This window comes from Bacteroides sp. 3_1_13 (assembly GCF_001185845.1).
In the GTDB taxonomy this organism is placed as follows: Bacteria; Bacteroidota; Bacteroidia; order Bacteroidales; family Bacteroidaceae; genus Bacteroides; species Bacteroides xylanisolvens.
On sequence record NZ_KQ236955.1, the window covers coordinates 2,974,747 to 2,994,545 of the forward strand.

Below are 19,799 nucleotides of genomic sequence, written 5' to 3' on the forward strand. Positions count from 1 at the left end.
TAGAATAATCGACTATCTTTGAGGATGAAAAATTAAGAATAGTACTGATGTAAAATATTGTTTGTTTTGTTTGTGTTAAAAAAAGTGTGGTTTCGGGAGAAAGTGTGCTTTGTTAAAAGGAGGATTAAGTATTTAATCCTCCTTTTTAATGAATAACATCAACCTTTTATAGAAAGGATGCTTGGCAAGGGTGGAGGCATCTCCTAATATAACAAGTTTCATTCTTGCCCGCGTAATCGCTACATTCATTCTTCGCAAGTCATTTAGAAACCCGATTTGTCCGTCCTCGTTGGCACGTACGAGACTGATGAAAATAACGTCTCGCTCCTGTCCCTGAAAGCCGTCTACCGTATTCACGGTGATGAGGCTGCGGAAAGGGCGTAAAAAGCTGCTTCCTTTTATTTTTCCTCTCAAATATTGCACTTGTGCCTTGTATGGCGAAATCAGACCGAAATCAATTCTTTCATCCAGTATTCGCTCTTTGCCGATACGTTCGATGTAAGTTTCCAGTTCTTGCAGTAGTAGGTTGGCTTCCTGCTTATTGATGCGTCCGAAGCTTTCTCCTACAAAATCTTCGTGAAAGTCCATCTCTGAAGTATCGATCCAGTTCATGGGAGTGTCGAAATCAAGAATCCCCCGATAGCGTACTTCCGGAGCAGCTTCCAGTTCTCCGTGATAAAACCAGTCGGAGGGAAACTGCATGATGGTTTCATGCATTCTGTACTGTACTTTTAATAGAGAGACCGCGGAAGGTTTTTGTTGAACGACTTTTTCCATTAATGTATGATCCAATCCTCCACGGGAAGCTTCTATACATTTGATAGTCGGCGGAAGCTGACAATGATCTCCTGCAAGGATGACCCGGTCTGCTTTGCGGATAGCGATCCAGCAGGCAGCTTCGAGGGCTTGTGCAGCTTCGTCGATGAATAAAGTCGAAAAACGACGTCCGTTGAGCAGGCGGTGGTTGCTGCTGACTAGGGTAGAAGCAATCACACGGGCACTGTCGAAAAGATCGGCATTGATTTGTATTTCCAACTCCGTGGCACGGTCGCGGAGACGACTCATGCGATTACGCATTCCTTCCCGTTCAGAATAACTACCCCGGCGCATCCGGCTACCCATTTCGCGGATAGATTTACGGATTCCCCAAAGCTCCGGATAGGCAGGATGACTTTCAAACCGGCGTTCGTAGGTGGATGAAAGCATTTTGTCGTTGACTCGGGTCGGATTTCCAATGCGGAGCACGGGTACTCCCCGGTCTACCAGTTTCTCACAAATCCAGTCGACAGCCGTGTTGCTTTGTGCACAGACAAGCACTTGTGGTTCCCGGTGTAACGTTTCGTAAATCGCTTCGACAAGAGTCGTTGTCTTTCCGGTTCCCGGAGGACCGTGAACAATAGATACGTCACGCGTACATAGCACCTTGTTGACTGCTGTTTCCTGTGTACTGTTCAGCCATGGAAAGCGGACAGGATATAATTCGCGGAATCCCGGTTTTTGGGTACCCAACAAAATGTCGCGCAGTTCCGCCAGGCGGTTGTCTTTGGCGCGTATCGTGTCTTCCAGTGCCTCGAACATGGCCCGGTACGATGTTTCGTCAAAATAAAGTTGTACCCCCAGTATACCGTCAGTTTGCAGTTCCGCTAAAGCTCCCGCTCCGGGGAGTACAACGACCATTCGTTCTTCGTCGGCAAAGCTGACGGTAGCGATGAAATCCATATACTTCACTTTTCCTTCGAATGACTGGTGGAAAAAGCAAACAGGACGGCCGAACTCAAAGGAATGCTCTATTTCTTTATTTTCGGTCCGTGTAATATCTATTACAAGCTGATTCAGCGAATTGTAGTAACTTCGGCCAAGAGAGACAGGATACCAGCAGAGACCGCGCTTCACTTTACGGGCAACGCCCATTGTTTCGGTCTGCCGCTTAAATTCTTCCTTCTCATATTCATACTCCATCCGCAGGAGGAGTTGCTGCTGCTGAAGGTCTATAATGGGACTTTTCGGATTATTACTCATAATAGGCGCAAAGGTAACAAATCTTCGTTCCGGGTAGAAAAAATATTTCATTTTGTTAAACATTACTCGAACGTCGTTCGTTATTTTAATAGATAGACTAAAAAAACAAAAAGCAATATGGTATATGATGTGACTATGTTAGAAGCTTTCTACGCTGCTTATAAAGGAAAGGTAGAACACGTACGGGCTATACTGAAACGCCCTTTGACGTTGGCCGAGAAGATTTTGTATGCTCATCTGTATGATGTAGCCGATTTGAAAGATTACAAACGGGGGGAGGATTATGTGAATTTCCGTCCCGACCGTGTGGCTATGCAGGATGCAACTGCGCAGATGGCATTGCTTCAATTTATGAATGCAGGTAAGGATCAGGTGGCTGTGCCTTCAACAGTGCATTGCGATCACTTGATACAGGCGTATAAAGGTGCAAAGGCGGATATTGCTACGGCAAGACTAACCAATGAAGAAGTATACGACTTCCTCCGTGATGTATCTTCCCGTTATGGTATCGGCTTCTGGAAACCGGGAGCAGGAATTATCCATCAGGTAGTGCTCGAAAACTATGCTTTCCCCGGCGGTATGATGGTGGGAACAGACTCTCATACGCCTAATGCAGGCGGACTGGGCATGGTGGCTATCGGTGTTGGTGGTGCGGATGCCGTGGATGTGATGACAGGAATGGAATGGGAGCTGAAAATGCCGAAGATTATCGGTGTCCGTCTGACCGGAAAACTAAGCGGTTGGACCTCTCCGAAAGACGTGATTCTGAAACTGGCCGGCATCCTTACCGTAAAAGGAGGAACGAATGCTATTATCGAATATTTTGGTCCCGGAACCGAATCCCTTTCTGCTACCGGGAAAGCTACCATTTGCAATATGGGTGCCGAAGTTGGAGCTACTACCTCTTTATTCCCGTTTGACGGACGCATGGCTACTTATTTGAGAGCTACCGGAAGAGATTGTGTAGTCGATTGGGCTGAATCTGTTGGTGCAGACCTTCGTGCAGACGACATTGTGACCGACGAACCATCCAACTATTACGACCGTGTGATTGAAATTGACTTGTCAGAACTCGAACCTTATATAAACGGGCCGTTTACACCGGATGCCGCTACTCCTATCTCTGAATTTGCAGAAAAAGTGTTATTGAACGGCTACCCTCGTAAAATGGAGGTGGGCTTGATAGGTTCATGTACCAATTCTTCTTATCAGGATTTGAGCCGTGCAGCTTCTCTGGCAAAGCAGGTGACAGAAAAGAATTTGAGCGTCGCTTCTCCGCTGATCGTCAATCCGGGTTCGGAGCAAATCCGGGCTACTGCCGAAAGAGACGGTATGATTGAAGCTTTTGAACGGTTGGGAGCCACGATTATGGCAAATGCTTGTGGACCTTGTATCGGTCAGTGGAAACGTCAGACGGACGATCCGACACGAAAAAACTCAATCGTCACCTCTTTCAATCGTAATTTTGCCAAACGCGCTGACGGTAATCCCAACACATACGCGTTTGTAGCTTCTCCGGAACTAACGATGGCGTTAACAATAGCCGGTGATCTCTGTTTCAACCCGTTGAAAGACAGACTGGTGAATCATAACGGAGAAAAAGTGAAACTCTCCGAGCCTGTAGGAGATGAACTTCCTTTGAAAGGTTTTGAACAGGGAAATGAGGGATATATTGCCCCCCACGGAGCAAAAACGGAAATCAGGGTAAAACCGGATTCCCAACGTCTCCAGCTTCTGACTCCTTTCCCGGCATGGGACGGACAGGACTTGCTGAACATGCCTTTATTGATTAAAGCACAGGGAAAATGTACTACCGACCATATCTCTATGGCAGGTCCATGGCTCCGCTTCCGGGGACATTTGGAGAATATTTCCGACAATATGCTGATGGGAGCTGTCAATGCTTTCAATGGTGAAACGAATAGTGTTTGGAATCGTTCGACAAATACTTATGGAACAGTTTCCGGTACGGCAAAGATGTATAAATCCGAAGGTATTCCGTCTATTGTTGTTGCCGAAGAGAATTATGGAGAAGGTTCCAGCCGTGAACATGCAGCCATGGAACCACGCTTCCTCAATGTACGTGTCATTTTGGCTAAGAGTTTTGCCCGTATCCACGAAACAAATCTGAAAAAACAAGGAATGCTTGCTCTTACTTTTGTAGATAAAGTAGACTATGACAAGATTCGGGAACACGATCTTTTGTCCGTATCAGGCTTAGTCCATTTCGCACCGGGGCGCAATCTGACGATTATTCTTCATCACGAAGACGGAACGAAAGAAAGTTTTGAAGTGCAACATACCTATAATGAACAGCAGATAGCTTGGTTCCGTGCCGGTTCTGCCTTAAATACAAGATAAAAAATGAGCAAAATAACCATGCAAACAGATGGTACGCTGTTGGTACCCGATGTGCCTACCGTACCTTATATTACCGGCGATGGAGTAGGAGCCGAAGTAACTCCTGCCATGCAAGCCGTAGTGGACGCAGCTATCCGGAAAGCATACGGCGGCAAACGTCGGATCGAATGGAAAGAAGTGTTGGCGGGAGAACGTGCCTTCAACGCGACTGGTTCCTGGTTGCCGGATGAAACAATGGAAACCTTTCAGGAATACCTGGTAGGAATCAAAGGTCCGTTGACAACTCCTGTCGGAGGTGGAATCCGTTCGTTGAACGTAGCACTGCGTCAGACACTTGATTTATACGTCTGTCTTCGTCCGGTTCGTTGGTATCAGGGAGTACAGTCGCCTGTCAAATCACCGGAGAAAGTGAATATGTGTGTGTTCCGTGAAAATACGGAAGATATTTATGCAGGTATCGAATGGGAAGCCGGAACTCCGGAAGCTGAAAAGTTCTATCAATTCTTGAAAGACGAAATGGGCGTGACAAAAGTCCGTTTCCCGGAAACCTCTTCTTTCGGTGTGAAACCTGTATCACGTGAGGGCACGGAGCGTCTTGTACGTGCTGCCTGCCAGTATGCGCTCGACCATCATTTGCCTTCCGTAACACTGGTGCATAAAGGGAATATCATGAAGTTTACCGAAGGTGGTTTCAAAAAATGGGGCTACGAACTGGCGCAACGTGAATTTGGCGATGCTTTGGCAGATGGCAGACTGGTGATAAAAGATTGCATTGCAGATGCTTTCTTACAAAATACACTCCTGATTCCCGAAGAATATTCCGTAATAGCCACCTTAAACCTCAATGGAGACTACGTTTCCGACCAACTGGCGGCCATGGTAGGCGGTATCGGCATCGCTCCGGGAGCAAACATCAACTACCAGACAGGTCATGCCATCTTTGAAGCGACTCACGGAACAGCCCCCAATATTGCGGGAAAAGATGTGGTGAACCCTTGTTCTATTATCCTTTCGGCAGTAATGATGCTCGAATATTTTGACTGGAAAGAAGCGGCTGCTCTGATAGAGAAAGCCTTGGAACAAAGCTTCTTGGACGCTCGTGCTACACACGATTTAGCCCGTTTTATGCCGAATGGAACCTCCCTCTCTACTTCCGCTTTCACTCGTGAGATCGTGGAAAGAATTGAAAAACAAAAGTAACGAATAAAAAACGAAGAAAGATGAAAAAAGAGTACTTGATTTACAAGCTTTCCGAGGAAATGAAGGAAGCTACCCGGATTGATACAGAATTGTTCTCCAAGTTTGATGTGAAGCGCGGATTGCGTAATGAAGACGGCACAGGTGTATTGGTAGGTTTAACCAGAATCGGTAATGTAGTAGGATATGAACGTGTTCCGGGGGGGGGACTGAAACCCATACCGGGAAAACTGTTCTATCGCGGTTATGATGTAGAAGATATTTCTCACGCTATAATCAAAGAGAAACGCTTTGGCTTCGAAGAAGTGGCTTACCTATTGCTTTCCGGACGTCTGCCGGATAAAGAAGAATTGCTTTCTTTCCGTGAGTTGATTAATGACAATATGCCGTTGGAACAGAAAACGAAAATGAACATCATCGAGTTGGAAGGAAACAACATCATGAATATTCTTTCACGCAGCGTATTGGAAATGTATCGTTTTGACGCAAATGCGGATGATACCTCCCGGGATAACCTGATGCGTCAGAGTATTGAACTGATTTCAAAGTTCCCCACTATCATCGCTTATGCTTATAATATGCTTCGTCATGCTACTTTCGGACGTTCTCTGCATATCCGCCATCCGCAGGAAAAGCTCTCTATTGCCGAGAATTTCCTGTATATGCTGAAAAAAGACTATACCGAACTGGATGCACGTACCCTCGATTTGTTATTGATTCTTCAGGCAGAGCACGGTGGTGGTAATAACTCCACTTTCACCGTTCGCGTTACTTCTTCTACCGGAACAGATACTTATTCGGCCATCGCCGCAGGTATCGGTTCGCTGAAAGGCCCGCTTCACGGAGGTGCCAATATTCAGGTTGCTGACATGTTCCAGCACCTGAAGGAAAATATCAAAGACTGGACAAGTGTAGATGAGATAGACACTTACTACACCCGAATGTTGAACAAAGAAGTGTATAACAAAACCGGATTGATCTATGGTATCGGACATGCCGTTTATACCATCTCCGACCCTCGTGCTCTTCTATTGAAAGAACTGGCTCGCGACCTTGCCCGTGAAAAAGGCAGAGAAAGCGAATTTGCTTTCCTCGAACTGTTGGAAGAACGTGCCATCGCTACTTTCGGACGGGTTAAAAACAACGGAAAGACAGTGTCCAGCAATATCGATTTCTATTCGGGCTTCGTGTATGAAATGATCGGTTTGCCGCAGGAAATCTTCACTCCACTGTTTGCCATGGCACGTATCGTAGGCTGGTGTGCACACCGCAATGAAGAATTGACCTTCGACGGTAAACGGATTATCCGCCCGGCTTATAAAAATGTACTTGATGATTTGGCTTATATCCCAATTAAGAAACGCTGATAAGAATCAATCCTTTTATTAAATAGATAAGTAATCCCGGATGTGTGCCTGATCATTTCAGAAGCGCATCCGGGAAATTTTATATTTTCTCCTTTTTTATGTTCGTAAAAGAATGTACTTCAGATTCTTTCTATTTTTTGTATCGTCGTTTATCTCATTTTTGTTATTTTTGCGTGTTACAAAATAGATCGGTATGAGTATAGATACTTTTAATCTGTTTCTGGGGGTGATGAGCCTGATTGCTTTGTTTGTTTTTATCGCCCTTTACTTTGTGAAAGCCGGATATGGTATTTTCCGCACAGCATCGTGGGGAGTAGCTATCTCCAATAAGCTAGCCTGGATATTGATGGAAGCTCCGGTTTTTGTGGTGATGTGCGTGATGTGGATCTATTCCGAACGTCGGTTTGAACCGGTGATTTTCACTTTCTTCCTCTTCTTTCAAATTCACTATTTTCAGCGTGCTTTCATCTTCCCTTTGCTATTGAAAGGGAAAAGTAAGATGCCACTGGCAATCATGTCGATGGGAGTTCTTTTTAATTTGCTGAATGGTTATATGCAAGGGAAATGGATTTTCTATCTTGCTCCCGAAACGATGTATCAAGCCGGCTGGTTCACTTCACCGTGGTTTATTTTCGGCACACTGCTCTTTTTCGCAGGTATGCTGTTGAACTGGCAGTCGGATTATATCATCCGTCATTTGCGCAAACCGGGAGACACCCGGCATTATCTGCCTCAAAAAGGAATGTACCGTTATGTCACTTCCGCCAACTATTTCGGTGAGATAGTAGAATGGGCAGGTTGGGCGATACTCACTTGTTCACTTTCCGGTCTGGTCTTCCTTTGGTGGACGATTGCTAACCTTGTTCCCCGTGCCAACGCTATTTGGTGCCGTTACCGGGAAGAATTCGGAGACGCAGTGGGAGAACGGAAACGAGTGTTCCCTTTCCTTTATTAGGGGCGCTTTTTATCATGACTTACGTATGACTTAAATAAAATATCAACTACTATGGAATCTAAACTTTTTAGCCCGGTCACCTTTGGCCCTTTGACGCTGCGGAATCGAACGATCCGTTCGGCAGCTTTTGAGAGCATGTGTCCGGAGAATACTCCCACGCAAATGTTGCTGGATTACCATCGGTCGGTAGCTGCGGGGGGAGTGGGTATGACAACAGTGGCTTATGCTGCCGTGACACAAAGCGGACTTTCTTTCGACCGTCAGTTGTGGTTGCGTCCGTCCATTATTCCCCGTTTACACGAATTGACAAAAGCCGTGCACGATGAAGGTGCCGCAGTAGGTATACAAATCGGGCATTGTGGAAATATGTCCCATAAAAATATATGTGGTGTCACTCCTATATCCGCATCTTCAGGCTTCAACCTCTATTCTCCTACGTTTGTGCGTGGAATGGAAAAAGAGGAGCTTCCGGAAATGGCGAAAGCGTATGGAAATGCAGTCAATCTGGCGAGGAAAGCCGGGTTTGACGCCGTTGAAGTACATGCGGGGCACGGCTATTTGATTAGTCAATTCCTGTCTCCCTACACCAATCATCGGAAAGATGAATACGGCGGTTCGCTCGAAAACCGGATGCGTTTTATGGATATGGTGATGGAAGAAGTGATGAAAGCGGCGGGCAATGATATGGCAGTTTTCGTAAAAATGAATATGCGCGACGGCTTCAAAGGAGGAATGGAGATAGACGAATCCATACAAGTGGCCAAACGTCTGTTGGAACTTGGCGCTCATGGATTGGTGTTGAGTGGTGGTTTTGTCAGCAAAGCGCCGATGTATGTGATGAGAGGTGCCATGCCGATTCGTTCGATGTCTTACTATATGAATTGTTGGTGGCTGAAATACGGAGTCCGTATGTTTGGCAAATGGATGATCCCCTCTGTACCCTTCAAAGAGGCCTATTTCCTTGAAGATGCACTGAAATTCCGTGCGGCTCTTCCGGATGCGCCGTTGATTTATGTCGGTGGTCTTGTTTCCCGTCAGAAAATAGATGAAGTGCTCGATTCCGGTTTTGATGCCGTGCAGATGGCGAGAGCATTACTGAACGAACCGGGATTCGTGAACCGGATGAAACAGGAGGAACAAGCACGCTGCAACTGTGGACACAGTAATTATTGCATAGGACGTATGTATACGATAGAAATGGCTTGTCATCAACATTTGAAAGAACAATTACCTTCCTCTTTACAAAAGGAGATTGATAAACTGGAGAAAAAATGAGTGAAATGAAATGGGCAATCATCACCGGTGCGGACGGAGGAATGGGAACAGAAATAACACGTGCCGTAGCCAAAGCCGGTTATCGAATCATAATGGCTTGTTATCATCCGAAGAAAGCGGAGGTTGTTCGTGAACGTTTGAGCAAGGAAATTGGAAACCCGGATTTGGAAGTAATAGCTATCGATTTATCTTCTATGCAATCCGTAGTTGCTTTTGCCAGTCAGATCTTAGAAAGGAATCTTCCCATCTCTTTGTTAATGAATAATGCCGGAACGATGGAGACAGGTTTTCATACTACTTCCGAAGGATTCGAACGAACAGTAAGTGTGAACTACATGGGACCTTATCTGCTTACCCGGAAATTAATTCCGTTGATGGTGCGTGGAGCGCGTATCGTAAATATGGTTTCCTGTACATACGCAATCGGCAAGCTCGACTTCCCAGATTTCTTTCATAGAGGGAAAACGGGAACGTTTTGGCGGATTCCTGTTTACAGTAACACGAAGTTGGCTTTATTATTGTTTACTTTCGAGCTTTCCGAGCAACTTCGAGAGAAGGGGATTACCGTCAATGCTGCCGATCCGGGAATTGTTTCTACTGATATCATCACTATGCACAAGTGGTTCGATCCGTTAACGGATATTTTTTTCCGTCCTTTTATCCGTAAACCCAAGAAAGGGGCTTCTACGGCAATCGGTTTACTGTTGGACGAAAAGGAAGCCGGTGTGACAGGACAACTGTATGTCAATAACCACCGGAAAAACTTGTCTGATAAATACACGAATCATGTGCAAAAAGAGCAGTTGTGGGAGGTAACGGAACGTGCGTTGGCGAGTTGGCTGAAGTAGGTTTTCTTTTCTTTTTTTATTTAAATTATCCAGTATTTACTTATATATAGGTATTGTACATATCTATATATCTCATTTTTGTTGTCTTATTTTTACCAATAGATAGGGATTGTTTGGCATCCCTCTTTCTGCTTACCTTTGCATCGCTTTTAGAGCAATGAAAAGGTATAAAGTAAAAAGGTAAAAAGGAGATGAGCAATAAATATTTTTTAGTTTTTCTGGCATTCTTGTTTTCCGTATCTGTATATTCACAACATGGGCGTCATCGTAGTAGTTTAATTTCGGGCAGAGTGATGTCTACAGAAAAAGAAGTGGTGGATTTTGCGACAGTTTATCTGAAAGGAACCAACCAAGGATGTTATACCGATGAAAAAGGTATATATCATTTGAAAACTACAGCAGGTGAATATACACTCGTCGTTTCGGCTATCGGTTATCAAACGGTAGAAAAGAAAGTTAAATTAGCCAAGGGAGAAAGAATAAAAGTAAACGTCACTATCGCGCCGGCGGTAAAAGAACTGGGAGAGGTGCTGGTCACGACATCCGGAGTCGGCCGTGTGAATCAGTCTGCTTTTAATGCGGTAGCCATTGATGCGAAGAAATTGCATAATAGTACGCAGACTTTGGCGGGTGCACTGACTAAAGTGCCCGGTGTAAAACTCCGCGAATCAGGTGGAGTGGGATCGGATATGCAATTGTATATCGATGGCTTTAGCGGGAAACATGTGAAAATCTTCATTGACGGCATACCACAGGAAGGAGCCGGTGCCGCATTCGATTTGAACAATGTTCCTATTAATTTTGCCGACCGTATAGAAGTCTATAAAGGAGTGGTTCCTGTAGGATTCGGAACCGATGCTATTGGGGGAGTGGTTAATATTGTCACCAACAAGCAACCCGGAAAGTGGTTTATGGACGCTTCCTATTCTTACGGGTCATTTAATACTCATAAATCATACGTGCGCTTCGGACAAACGTTCAAGAATGGTTTTATGTATGAGGTCAATGCTTTTCAAAACTTTTCGGATAATGATTATTATGTAGACACTTACGTACGCGAATTTGAGATTAAAGAAGATGGAAGCGTACGTTTTCCGCCACTTGATAAAAATAAGATTTATCATCTGAAACGTTTTAATGACCAGTATCATAATGAAGCCGTGATTGGAAAAATCGGCCTGGTAGGAAAGAAATGGGCAGACCGTTTGGCGTTGAGTTTCAATTATTCCCATTTCTATAAAGAGATACAAACAGGCGTTTATCAAGATGTCGTGTTCGGTGAAAAATTCCGCAAAGGACATTCGTTGGTCCCTTCTTTAGAATATTACAAAAAGAACTTATTGGTGAAAAACCTGGATCTGCTGTTGACTGCCAATTACAATCATAATATCACCAACAATGTCGATACCGCTTCGCGGGCTTACAACTGGCGTGGAGATTTTTATGAAAAAGGTAGCCGGGGAGAACAGTCTTACCAGAACAGTGAATCTAAAAATAGAAACTGGAATGGGACGCTGAAGATGAATTATCATATCGGACAGGCGCATACGTTTACTTTCAGTCATGTAATCAGTGATTTTGAACGTACGAGCCGTTCTACCATCGGTGCTTCTTCCAAATTCACGGACTTTTCTATTCCTAAAATCACTCGTAAAAACGTCAGCGGGCTTTCTTACCGTCTGATGCCGTCGGACAGATGGAATGTGTCGGCATTTGCCAAATATTATCGGCAATACAACAAGGGACCGGTATCGCAGAATACGGATGGAATAGGCAATTATATCAATCTGTCCAATACGGCAAGCGCTCTTGGATATGGAGCGGCAGGTACCTATTTTATATGGAAAGATCTTCAGGTGAAACTTTCGTACGAAAAGGCTTTCCGCCTGCCGACCACGGACGAACTCTTTGGAGATGAAGACCTTGAAGCTGGCAAAATGAATCTGAAACCGGAGAAAAGTGATAATGTCAATTTGAGTTTCAGCTATAATCATCAGTTTGGCAAGCATGGATTGTATGCCGAGGCCGGTTTGATATATCGGGATACGAAAGATTACATAAAAAGAGGACTGGACGTATTGGGAGGAACAAGCTACGGATATTATGAGAACCACGGTCACGTAAGGACCAAAGGGTATAATTTGTCATTGCTTTATAGCTTCTCGCGTTGGTTTGATATAGGAGGAACATTCAATAGCATCGATACTCGTGATTACGAAAAGTTTCTGGCGGGTTCCTCTTTGCAAGAAAGCATGCACTATAAAGTGCGTATGCCGAATCTGCCCTATCGTTATGCTAATATCAATGCAAATTTTTATTGGAATGACCTGTTTGTCAAAGGAAATGTGTTGAGCATCGGCTATGATAGCTACTGGCAGCACGATTTTCCTCTTTATTGGGAAAATCTCGGAGATAAAGATTCAAAGAATATGGTGCCGGAACAGTTTTCTCATAATCTGTCTTTGTCCTACACCATGAAGAATGGACGTTATAATGTATCATTTGAATGTCGGAATTTCACCGATGCCCAACTGTTTGACAATTTTAGCCTGCAAAAAGCGGGGCGCGCATTCTATGGAAAGTTCAGAGTGTTTTTCGGTAAATAATAAGAGTAAGTTTTTAGTATCAATCAATAATAAAGAATATATGAAGAAGTTTTTATTACAGGCTTTTGCTGTAGCTTTTTGTTTGAGTAGCGGTGTGTTTGTGGCATCTTGCGACGATGATAATAATTCGGTGGATAACCCTCCGATTGATGGAGAAACGGCTTATGTGGTGGCTGCCACAACTGGTGAAGCAAGTTATTTGGTAGTAGCCAATTCTTTGGATGAAGGAACAGTGTCGACCCAAGGGAATGGAACTGAAGTGATTGGCGGTACCTATTGGGTATATAAAGGATTGGATTATGTGTTTGCTTTGGTTTATAATAAAGGTGGCGCAGGTACAGGCGCTTCCTATTATCTGGGTGCAGATGGTAAAATGAAAGAAAAGTACACATACACTTATAATCGTATCACGTCTTATGGAACTTGGGGGGATAAAGTGGTGACTGTTTCCACCGGGGACTCGAAAATAACGGATGAGGATCAGAATGTGGCTCAAGCATTGTTGTTCAACTATCTGGATGCAACCGACGGCAGTCAGGAAGAGGGTACCTTGCTTGCCGAAAATTACTTGGGTAATGGTGAAAAAGTTTCATGGGCAGGTCTGGTTGAAGCTAACAATAAGATTTATACATCTGTCATCCCAATGGGAATGAGTAAGTACGGTATTAAAAAATGGCCGGAAGCTGTGACAGATCAGGAACTTGTGACTAAGACTGACGGTGGTAGCGGCAGCGGTGCATATACAGCCGGTGTCATTCCTTCTACACAATACCCGGATAATGCTTACGTGGCAATTTATAGTGGCACGAACTTCAATGAGACTCCGGTGATTGCCAAGACTGATAAAATAGGCTATGCATGCGGTCGTATGCGTTCACAATATTATCAGACCATTTGGGCTGCTGATAATGGTGACGTCTATGTGTTCTCTCCCGGATATGGACGTACGGCAGTTTCATCTTCAGATTTGAAGAAGGTTACAGGACAGAAGCCTTCGGGCGCAATGCGTATCAAAGCAGGCGCAACAGATTTCGATCCGGATTACTATGTGAACTTTGAAGAGATAGGCACTAAACATCCTATTTTCCGTTGCTGGCACATCTCTGAAGATTACTTCCTGCTTCAATTGTATAAAAAGGGAGCGGAAGATATGATTAATGGCGGTACAAGTGCAGATGTCAGCGAATTAGCTGTTTTCAAGGCGGAAGATCAGACGATTATGCCTGTTACAGGTCTGCCGGCTGACGGAAAATTTGGTGGCGAGCCTTATGGAGAAAAAGGCTATGCTTATATGGCTGTCACTGTGACTACGGGCGAGAAACCGGCCTTCTATAAAATAGACGCAAAAACAGGCAAGGCAGTTAAAGGTTTGACGGTAGAGGCTGACGCTATCACTACGGTAGGTAAGATGGAATATCTTTCAAAATAATACAGTCGGTTAAATAGAGAATCTTTTGTATATAAAAGCCTGCCGAGCGGAAAGCTTTGCAGGCTTTTTCAAGAAATAGGATTGAAAACATGAAAAAAATATTCAGAAAGATACATTTGTGGCTTTCCGTCCCTTTCGGACTGATAATAACTCTTGTCTGCTTCTCCGGTGCCATGCTGGTATTTGAAAATGAGGTGAATGAGTGGTTTCGACGCGATCTTTACTACGTGGAAACGGTAAAGGAGTCTCCTCTTCCTATGGATAAGTTGCTTGAAAAAGTGGCGACGACATTGCCTGACAGTGTATCGGTGACCGGTGTCAGCATATCTTCTGATCCCGGACGTGCGTATCAGGTTAGTCTTTCCAAACCACGTCGTGCATCTTTGTATGTAGACCAGTATACGGGCGAAGTAAAAGGAAAAAGCGAGCGTAGCGGCTTTTTTATGTTTATGTTCCGAATGCATCGCTGGCTGCTGGATAGTATGAATCCGGGAAATGAAGGGATCTTTTGGGGCAAAATGATTGTAGGTGTCAGTACGCTTTTACTTGTTTTTGTACTGATTTCGGGAATTGTCATTTGGTGGCCGCGTACACGTAAAGCATTGAAGAATAGCCTGAAAATAACAGCAACAAAAGGTTGGAGAAGGTTTTGGTATGACTTGCATGTGGCAGGTGGAATGTATGCTCTGATCTTTCTACTGGCTATGGCACTGACGGGATTGACCTGGTCTTTTCCGTGGTATCGGACGGCTTTCTATAAGGTCTTCGGGGTGGAAGTACAGCAACGTGCCGCCCAAGGACATGAACAGAAAAGTGATGCTCAAAAGAGGGATACCAAACTGGCAGCCCATCGGGAAAAGAAAAGAGAAGGAAATGAGGTTCGAAAGGGTGAAAGAGGCGGACGTCCGGAAAACAATCACAGTGATATGTACTCGGTAACTTCACCATTCGTTTATTGGCAGGAGATTTATGATAAACTAAGACGTCAAAATCCGGAGTATAAGCAAATCAGTATTTCTTCTGGTACGGCAAGCGTGTCTTTCAACCGTTTCGGGAATCAGCGGGCATCTGACCGTTATTCTTTCAATACGGATAATGGTGAATTTACAGAAACAAGTCTTTATCAACATCAAGACAAGTCGGGAAAGATTCGTGGTTGGATTTATTCTGTGCATGTTGGTAACTGGGGAGGAATGTTTACTCGCATACTTACCTTTATTGCTGCCTTATTGGGGGCTGCACTACCACTGACTGGATATTATTTATGGATAAAAAGACTCATAAAGGTACGGAAATGAATGAAATTTTTTCCTACTATAAAGTTGAAAAACATAAAAACATCTGCCACCTGCAACGAAACGCGTGTAATACACTAGTTAATAGATAGTTGTAACGTTGCAGATACCTGTGGCAGATAGGTTGCAGATAAAGTATCTGCAACACGTTATATAATCAAAGAAAAAGCCTTGCTTCCTTTGTGCAAAGCTATGGGATAATTGGGGTGACCCTATGGAGAAATTGTGGTGTCTCTACGGGGAAACGACAGTATCCTTACGTAGAAACTGTAGTGTCCCGCCTTAGAAACTCTCGTTTCCTGCCGTGGAAACTGTAATTTCTAATGCCGGAAACGACAGTTCCCCGCCTGGAAACGGGAAGTTAATGTATACAATAAACTTTTGTACCCATAGAGAATTAGCTTATGTAAGGCTTATACTGTGTGGCAGATACTTTGATCTGCAACCTATCTGCAACAGTATCTGCAACGTTACAACTATCTATTAACTAGTGAATTACACGCGTTTGGTTGCAGGTGGCAGATGTTTTTATGTTTTTCAACTTTATAGTAGGAGGATTACGCATCAAAATTAGGGTCGCAATCGTAAGTCATAAAACAAATTCACCTCTGTGTCCGTGTCCTCTGTGGTGAAAAGAAGCATTGAATAAATGAAAGAAGAGCGGTGAATGATAAGGAAATCTCCCGTTCATCCACCGCTCTTTATCTTATCTTATATACTGATATAAGCTGAACTCCTAAAAATAGAAAGATTAGATTGAAAGCTCTTTCAATACAGTGACAAGATCTCTCTTGATTGGTTTGTCATTCTTAATAGCCTTACTGAACGGTACGTAAACGATTTCATCATGTTCGATTCCGATCATTACGTTACGTTGATCTTCCATAATAGCATCGATAGCAGCAGCACCGAGGCGGCTTGCCAGGATACGGTCGTGGGCAGTCGGGCTACCACCACGTTGCAAGTGACCTAAGATCGTCACACGTACATCGTATTGCGGGTATTCGTTTTTCACACGTTCGGCATAATGCATGGCTCCTCCGGTCAGTTCGCTTTCGGCTACCAATACAATACTACTGTTTTTTGATTTACGGAATCCGTTCTTGATAAACTCTTCCAGTTGGTCGACTTCCGTACTGAATTCCGGAATAATAGCAGCTTCCGCTCCCGAAGCGATCGCTCCGTTCAATGCAAGGAAACCGGCGTCACGTCCCATCACTTCTACAAAGAACAAACGTTCGTGTGAAGTGGCCGTGTCACGAATCTTATCCACAGCGTCCAATATCGTATTTAATGCAGTGTCATATCCGATGGTAGTATCTGTACCGTAAAGGTCATTATCAATAGTTCCCGGCAGTCCGATACATGGAACATCAAATTCCTGTGCAAAGATGCGTGCACCTGTCAGTGAACCGTCTCCACCAATGATAACCAAGGCGTCAATGCCTTCTTTTTTCATATTATCATAAGCCAACTGGCGACCTTCCGGAGTCGTGAACTCTTTACAACGGGCTGTTTTCAAGATAGTACCACCCAACTGGATGATATTACTCACATTCTGACTCTTAAATTCTTTGATTTCACCTGTGACCAGACCTTTATAGCCTCTGTATATACCTTTGACTTGCAATCCATTGTAGATAGCTGCACGTGTCACTGCACGTATAGCAGCGTTCATTCCCGGAGCATCACCTCCGGAGGTCAAAATTCCGATACACTTAACTGTTCCCATATAACAATCTCTCATTAATTAGTTTGACGCGGCAAATGTACAATAAAAAGTTGAAAGCAGCGGTTATGAAGTTTTTTTTCGTATGAAGAAAACATTAAAAATGTTCAAATAGCCCTTTCTTGCTTTCTTTTTATTCATTCGTGTTACTTTGCCGTTTTTTCTTATGTTGCTTTGCTATTATTCTTTATATGAATAAAGCAATTATTCTTTGATAAGCGTCCGAATGTGATTGTAAATCTTCTCCATCAACCATTTCGGAGTAGAAGTCGCCCCACATACACCAATCGATTTTACGTTTTGAAGAAGAGAAGGATCGATTTCTTTCTCGTTATCTATCAAATGCGAATTAGCGTTCACCTTCAAACATTCTTCAAACAGCATCTTTCCGTTCGAACTCTTTTTGCCGCTGACGAAGAAGATCAAATCGTGTGTAGCCGCAAACTCCCGGAGCTTAGGCATACGGTTGGCAACCTGACGGCAGATCGTATCATAATATTCGAAAGTCGCCTCCGGTGAAATATGTTGTTTGAAGTATTCTACGATTTCTTGAAATTCGTCCAGTGACTTGGTTGTCTGTGAGAAAAGGCGGATACTTTTATTTAAATCCAGCTTTTTGGCTTCCTCTGCCTTTTCAATCACAATTGCTTTTCCGTCTGTCTGCCCTACCAGTCCCAGCACTTCTGCGTGTCCGCTCTTGCCGTAGATGACAATTTGTTTTTCTTCGTCACTGTCTGCCAGATAGCCTTGTCGGATGCGTTTCTGCAAACGTAATACAACCGGACAGGTCGCATCGATAATCTCGATATTATTTTCACGGGCAATCATATAAGTTTCCGGTGGCTCTCCATGCGCCCGGAGCAATACTTTTGCATTTTTCAATTGCTTGAATTCTTCCCGATTGATAGTGATTAATCCCATCGTTTTCAGCCTGTCCACTTCCCGGCTATTATGCACAATGTCTCCGAGGCAATAGAGTGTTTCTCCCTTTGCCAACTCTTCTTCTGCCTTATGAATGGCTGTCACCACACCAAAGCAGAAGCCGGAACCTTCGTCTATCTCTACCTTGATCATAAAACAAACTATTTACTTACCTTATTAAATTGTTCGAAAAGCCATTTTTTCTGCTCTTCAATCGATAAGTCGGTATTATCCAGGAGCAGCGCATCTTCTGCTTTGCGCAACGGACTTACTTCCCGGTTTTGATCGATATAATCCCGTTGTTTCACATTTTCCAGAATCTCGTCGAAGCTGGCTGCCTGTCCCTTTGCTTTCAGCTCGTCATAACGGCGTTGAGCACGGATTTCGGGAGTGGCGGTTACAAATATTTTCAGTTCCGCATCCGGGAAAACAGTGGTACCTATGTCCCGGCCATCCATGACAATCCCCTTCTCATTTCCCATTGCTTGTTGTTGAGCTACCATTGCTTCACGTACGAAGTCGAGCGTACTGATAGGACTCACTTTGGAAGAAACCTCCATCGAACGGATTTTATTCTCTACATTCACACCGTTGAGATAAGTGTCGGGACGTCCGGTTTCCTTATTCAGCCGGAACGATATATGAATGTCCTTAATTTCTTTTTTCAGCCTCTCCGTATCGATAACGTCTCCGTCGAAAATTCCGTTTTCTATACTATATAAAGTGACCGCACGATACATGGCTCCGCTGTCAATGTAAATGTAGCCCACTTCACGGGCCAGATCTTTAGCCATTGTGCTTTTTCCGCAAGAGGAAAAACCATCGATTGCAATTGTTATCTTTTTCATATTCAGTTCATCTGATTTGTTCGCCAAAGATACGGTAAATTTGAAAATCAACCATAAGTTTGCCGTTAAAAGGAGCAAGACAAGTACGAAAGAATTAAAAAAGTTAAAAAGCCGGATAAAAAGAGGCAAAGAGGGGAACGAATACATGAAAATGTACTATATTTGCCCGGAGACACATGAAAGGACACTTTTTTTTAATCATTATATTAATAAATTTATGGAAGTTAAAAAATCACCCAAAGCAGACCTGGAAGGCAAGAAGTCTACATGGTTGCTCGTTGGTTACGTGGTAGTTCTAGCTTTCATGTTCGTGGCGTTCGAATGGACCCAGCGTGACGTGAAGATTGATACAAGCCAGGCAGTAGCTGATGTCGTGTTTGAAGAGGAAATTATTCCTATTACCGAAACCCCTGAACAAGCGGCTCCACCACCACCTGAAGCTCCAAAAGTAGCAGAATTGCTGGAGATTGTGGATGATAAAGCTGATATTGAGGAAACAACAACTATTATCAATGAAGATAACCAAGCTCGTGTAGAAGTAAAATATGTGCCTGTACAAGTTGTTGAAGAAGAACCGGAAGAACAGACTATTTTCGAGGTTGTAGAAAACATGCCGGACTTCCCGGGCGGACAAGCAGCTTTGATGCAGTATCTGGCAAAGAATATTAAATATCCGACTATCGCACAGGAAAACGGAACTCAAGGACGTGTTATCGTACAGTTCGTTGTTAACAAAGACGGTAGTATCGTAGATGCGAAGGTTGTACGTAGCGTTGACCCGTATCTGGATAAAGAAGCCCTCCGTGTGATTAATACCATGCCGAAGTGGAAACCAGGTATGCAGCGCGGAAAACCGGTACGTGTTAAATTTACGGTTCCTGTGATGTTTAGATTGCAGTAATTTGTAATAATATAAATTAGGAGGCTGCTTTCGGCAGCCTCTTTTTAT

Annotated in this window: 14 protein-coding genes; 10 read left to right on the top strand and 4 right to left on the bottom strand. The window is 43.9% G+C overall.

What is annotated here, in order from left to right:
- Positions 1-132: 132 nt before the first annotated feature.
- The gene (locus HMPREF9009_RS10830; RefSeq protein ID WP_049702343.1) at positions 133-2,070 is read right to left on the bottom strand and encodes an AAA domain-containing protein; all 1,938 of its coding nucleotides are present in this window, start codon (positions 2,068-2,070) and stop codon (positions 133-135) included.
- A 66-nt stretch (positions 2,071-2,136) separates the two neighbouring features.
- On the opposite strand from HMPREF9009_RS10830, the gene HMPREF9009_RS10835 reads away from it, so the two are divergent.
- From HMPREF9009_RS10835 to HMPREF9009_RS10875, 9 genes are all read left to right on the top strand, one after another.
- Positions 2,137-4,380 (top strand): aconitate hydratase, encoded by a 2,244-nt coding sequence (locus HMPREF9009_RS10835; RefSeq protein ID WP_008024798.1) that lies wholly within the window; start codon positions 2,137-2,139, stop codon positions 4,378-4,380.
- 3 nt (positions 4,381-4,383) lie between these two features.
- Positions 4,384-5,580: an NADP-dependent isocitrate dehydrogenase gene (gene icd, locus HMPREF9009_RS10840; RefSeq protein ID WP_008650282.1), complete on the top strand. Its 1,197-nt coding sequence runs from the start codon at positions 4,384-4,386 to the stop codon at positions 5,578-5,580.
- Positions 5,581-5,600: 20 nt separating this feature from the next.
- Complete coding sequence (locus HMPREF9009_RS10845; RefSeq protein WP_004299485.1) at positions 5,601-6,944, top strand: citrate/2-methylcitrate synthase; 1,344 nt, start codon at positions 5,601-5,603, stop codon at positions 6,942-6,944.
- 193 nt (positions 6,945-7,137) lie between these two features.
- Entirely contained in the window at positions 7,138-7,899 is a 762-nt protein-coding gene (locus HMPREF9009_RS10850; protein ID WP_008024796.1) for a DUF1295 domain-containing protein, read from the top strand.
- A gap of 51 nt (positions 7,900-7,950) precedes the next feature.
- Complete coding sequence (locus HMPREF9009_RS10855; protein WP_004312420.1) at positions 7,951-9,174, top strand: NADH:flavin oxidoreductase; 1,224 nt, start codon at positions 7,951-7,953, stop codon at positions 9,172-9,174.
- A complete protein-coding gene (locus HMPREF9009_RS10860; protein ID WP_008770745.1) occupies positions 9,171-10,022 on the top strand; it encodes an SDR family oxidoreductase in 852 nt (283 codons plus the stop codon). Before HMPREF9009_RS10855 ends, HMPREF9009_RS10860 begins: the two co-directional genes overlap by 4 nt.
- A 191-nt stretch (positions 10,023-10,213) precedes the next feature.
- Complete coding sequence (locus HMPREF9009_RS10865) at positions 10,214-12,628, top strand: TonB-dependent receptor (protein ID WP_004321848.1); 2,415 nt, start codon at positions 10,214-10,216, stop codon at positions 12,626-12,628.
- Between the two features lie 40 nt (positions 12,629-12,668).
- Entirely contained in the window at positions 12,669-14,057 is a 1,389-nt protein-coding gene (locus tag HMPREF9009_RS10870; protein ID WP_049702344.1) for a DUF4374 domain-containing protein, read from the top strand.
- Positions 14,058-14,146: 89 nt separating this feature from the next.
- On the top strand, positions 14,147-15,355 hold the full coding sequence (locus HMPREF9009_RS10875) for a PepSY-associated TM helix domain-containing protein (protein ID WP_032850942.1): 1,209 nt from the start codon (positions 14,147-14,149) through the stop codon (positions 15,353-15,355).
- 748 nt (positions 15,356-16,103) lie between these two features.
- Here the strand turns inward: HMPREF9009_RS10875 and pfkA are convergent.
- From pfkA to cmk, 3 genes are all read right to left on the bottom strand, one after another.
- On the bottom strand, positions 16,104-17,084 hold the full coding sequence (gene pfkA, locus HMPREF9009_RS10880; protein WP_004297914.1) for a 6-phosphofructokinase: 981 nt from the start codon (positions 17,082-17,084) through the stop codon (positions 16,104-16,106).
- Positions 17,085-17,285: 201 nt separating this feature from the next.
- Entirely contained in the window at positions 17,286-18,155 is an 870-nt protein-coding gene (locus HMPREF9009_RS10885; protein ID WP_004321844.1) for a 4-hydroxy-3-methylbut-2-enyl diphosphate reductase, read from the bottom strand.
- 8 nt (positions 18,156-18,163) lie between these two features.
- Positions 18,164-18,997 (bottom strand): (d)CMP kinase, encoded by an 834-nt coding sequence (cmk, locus tag HMPREF9009_RS10890; RefSeq protein ID WP_198154748.1) that lies wholly within the window; start codon positions 18,995-18,997, stop codon positions 18,164-18,166.
- 70 nt (positions 18,998-19,067) lie between these two features.
- On the opposite strand from cmk, the gene HMPREF9009_RS10895 reads away from it, so the two are divergent.
- A complete protein-coding gene (locus tag HMPREF9009_RS10895; RefSeq protein ID WP_004321840.1) occupies positions 19,068-19,751 on the top strand; it encodes an energy transducer TonB in 684 nt (227 codons plus the stop codon).
- The last annotated feature ends 48 nt before the right edge of the window (positions 19,752-19,799 follow it).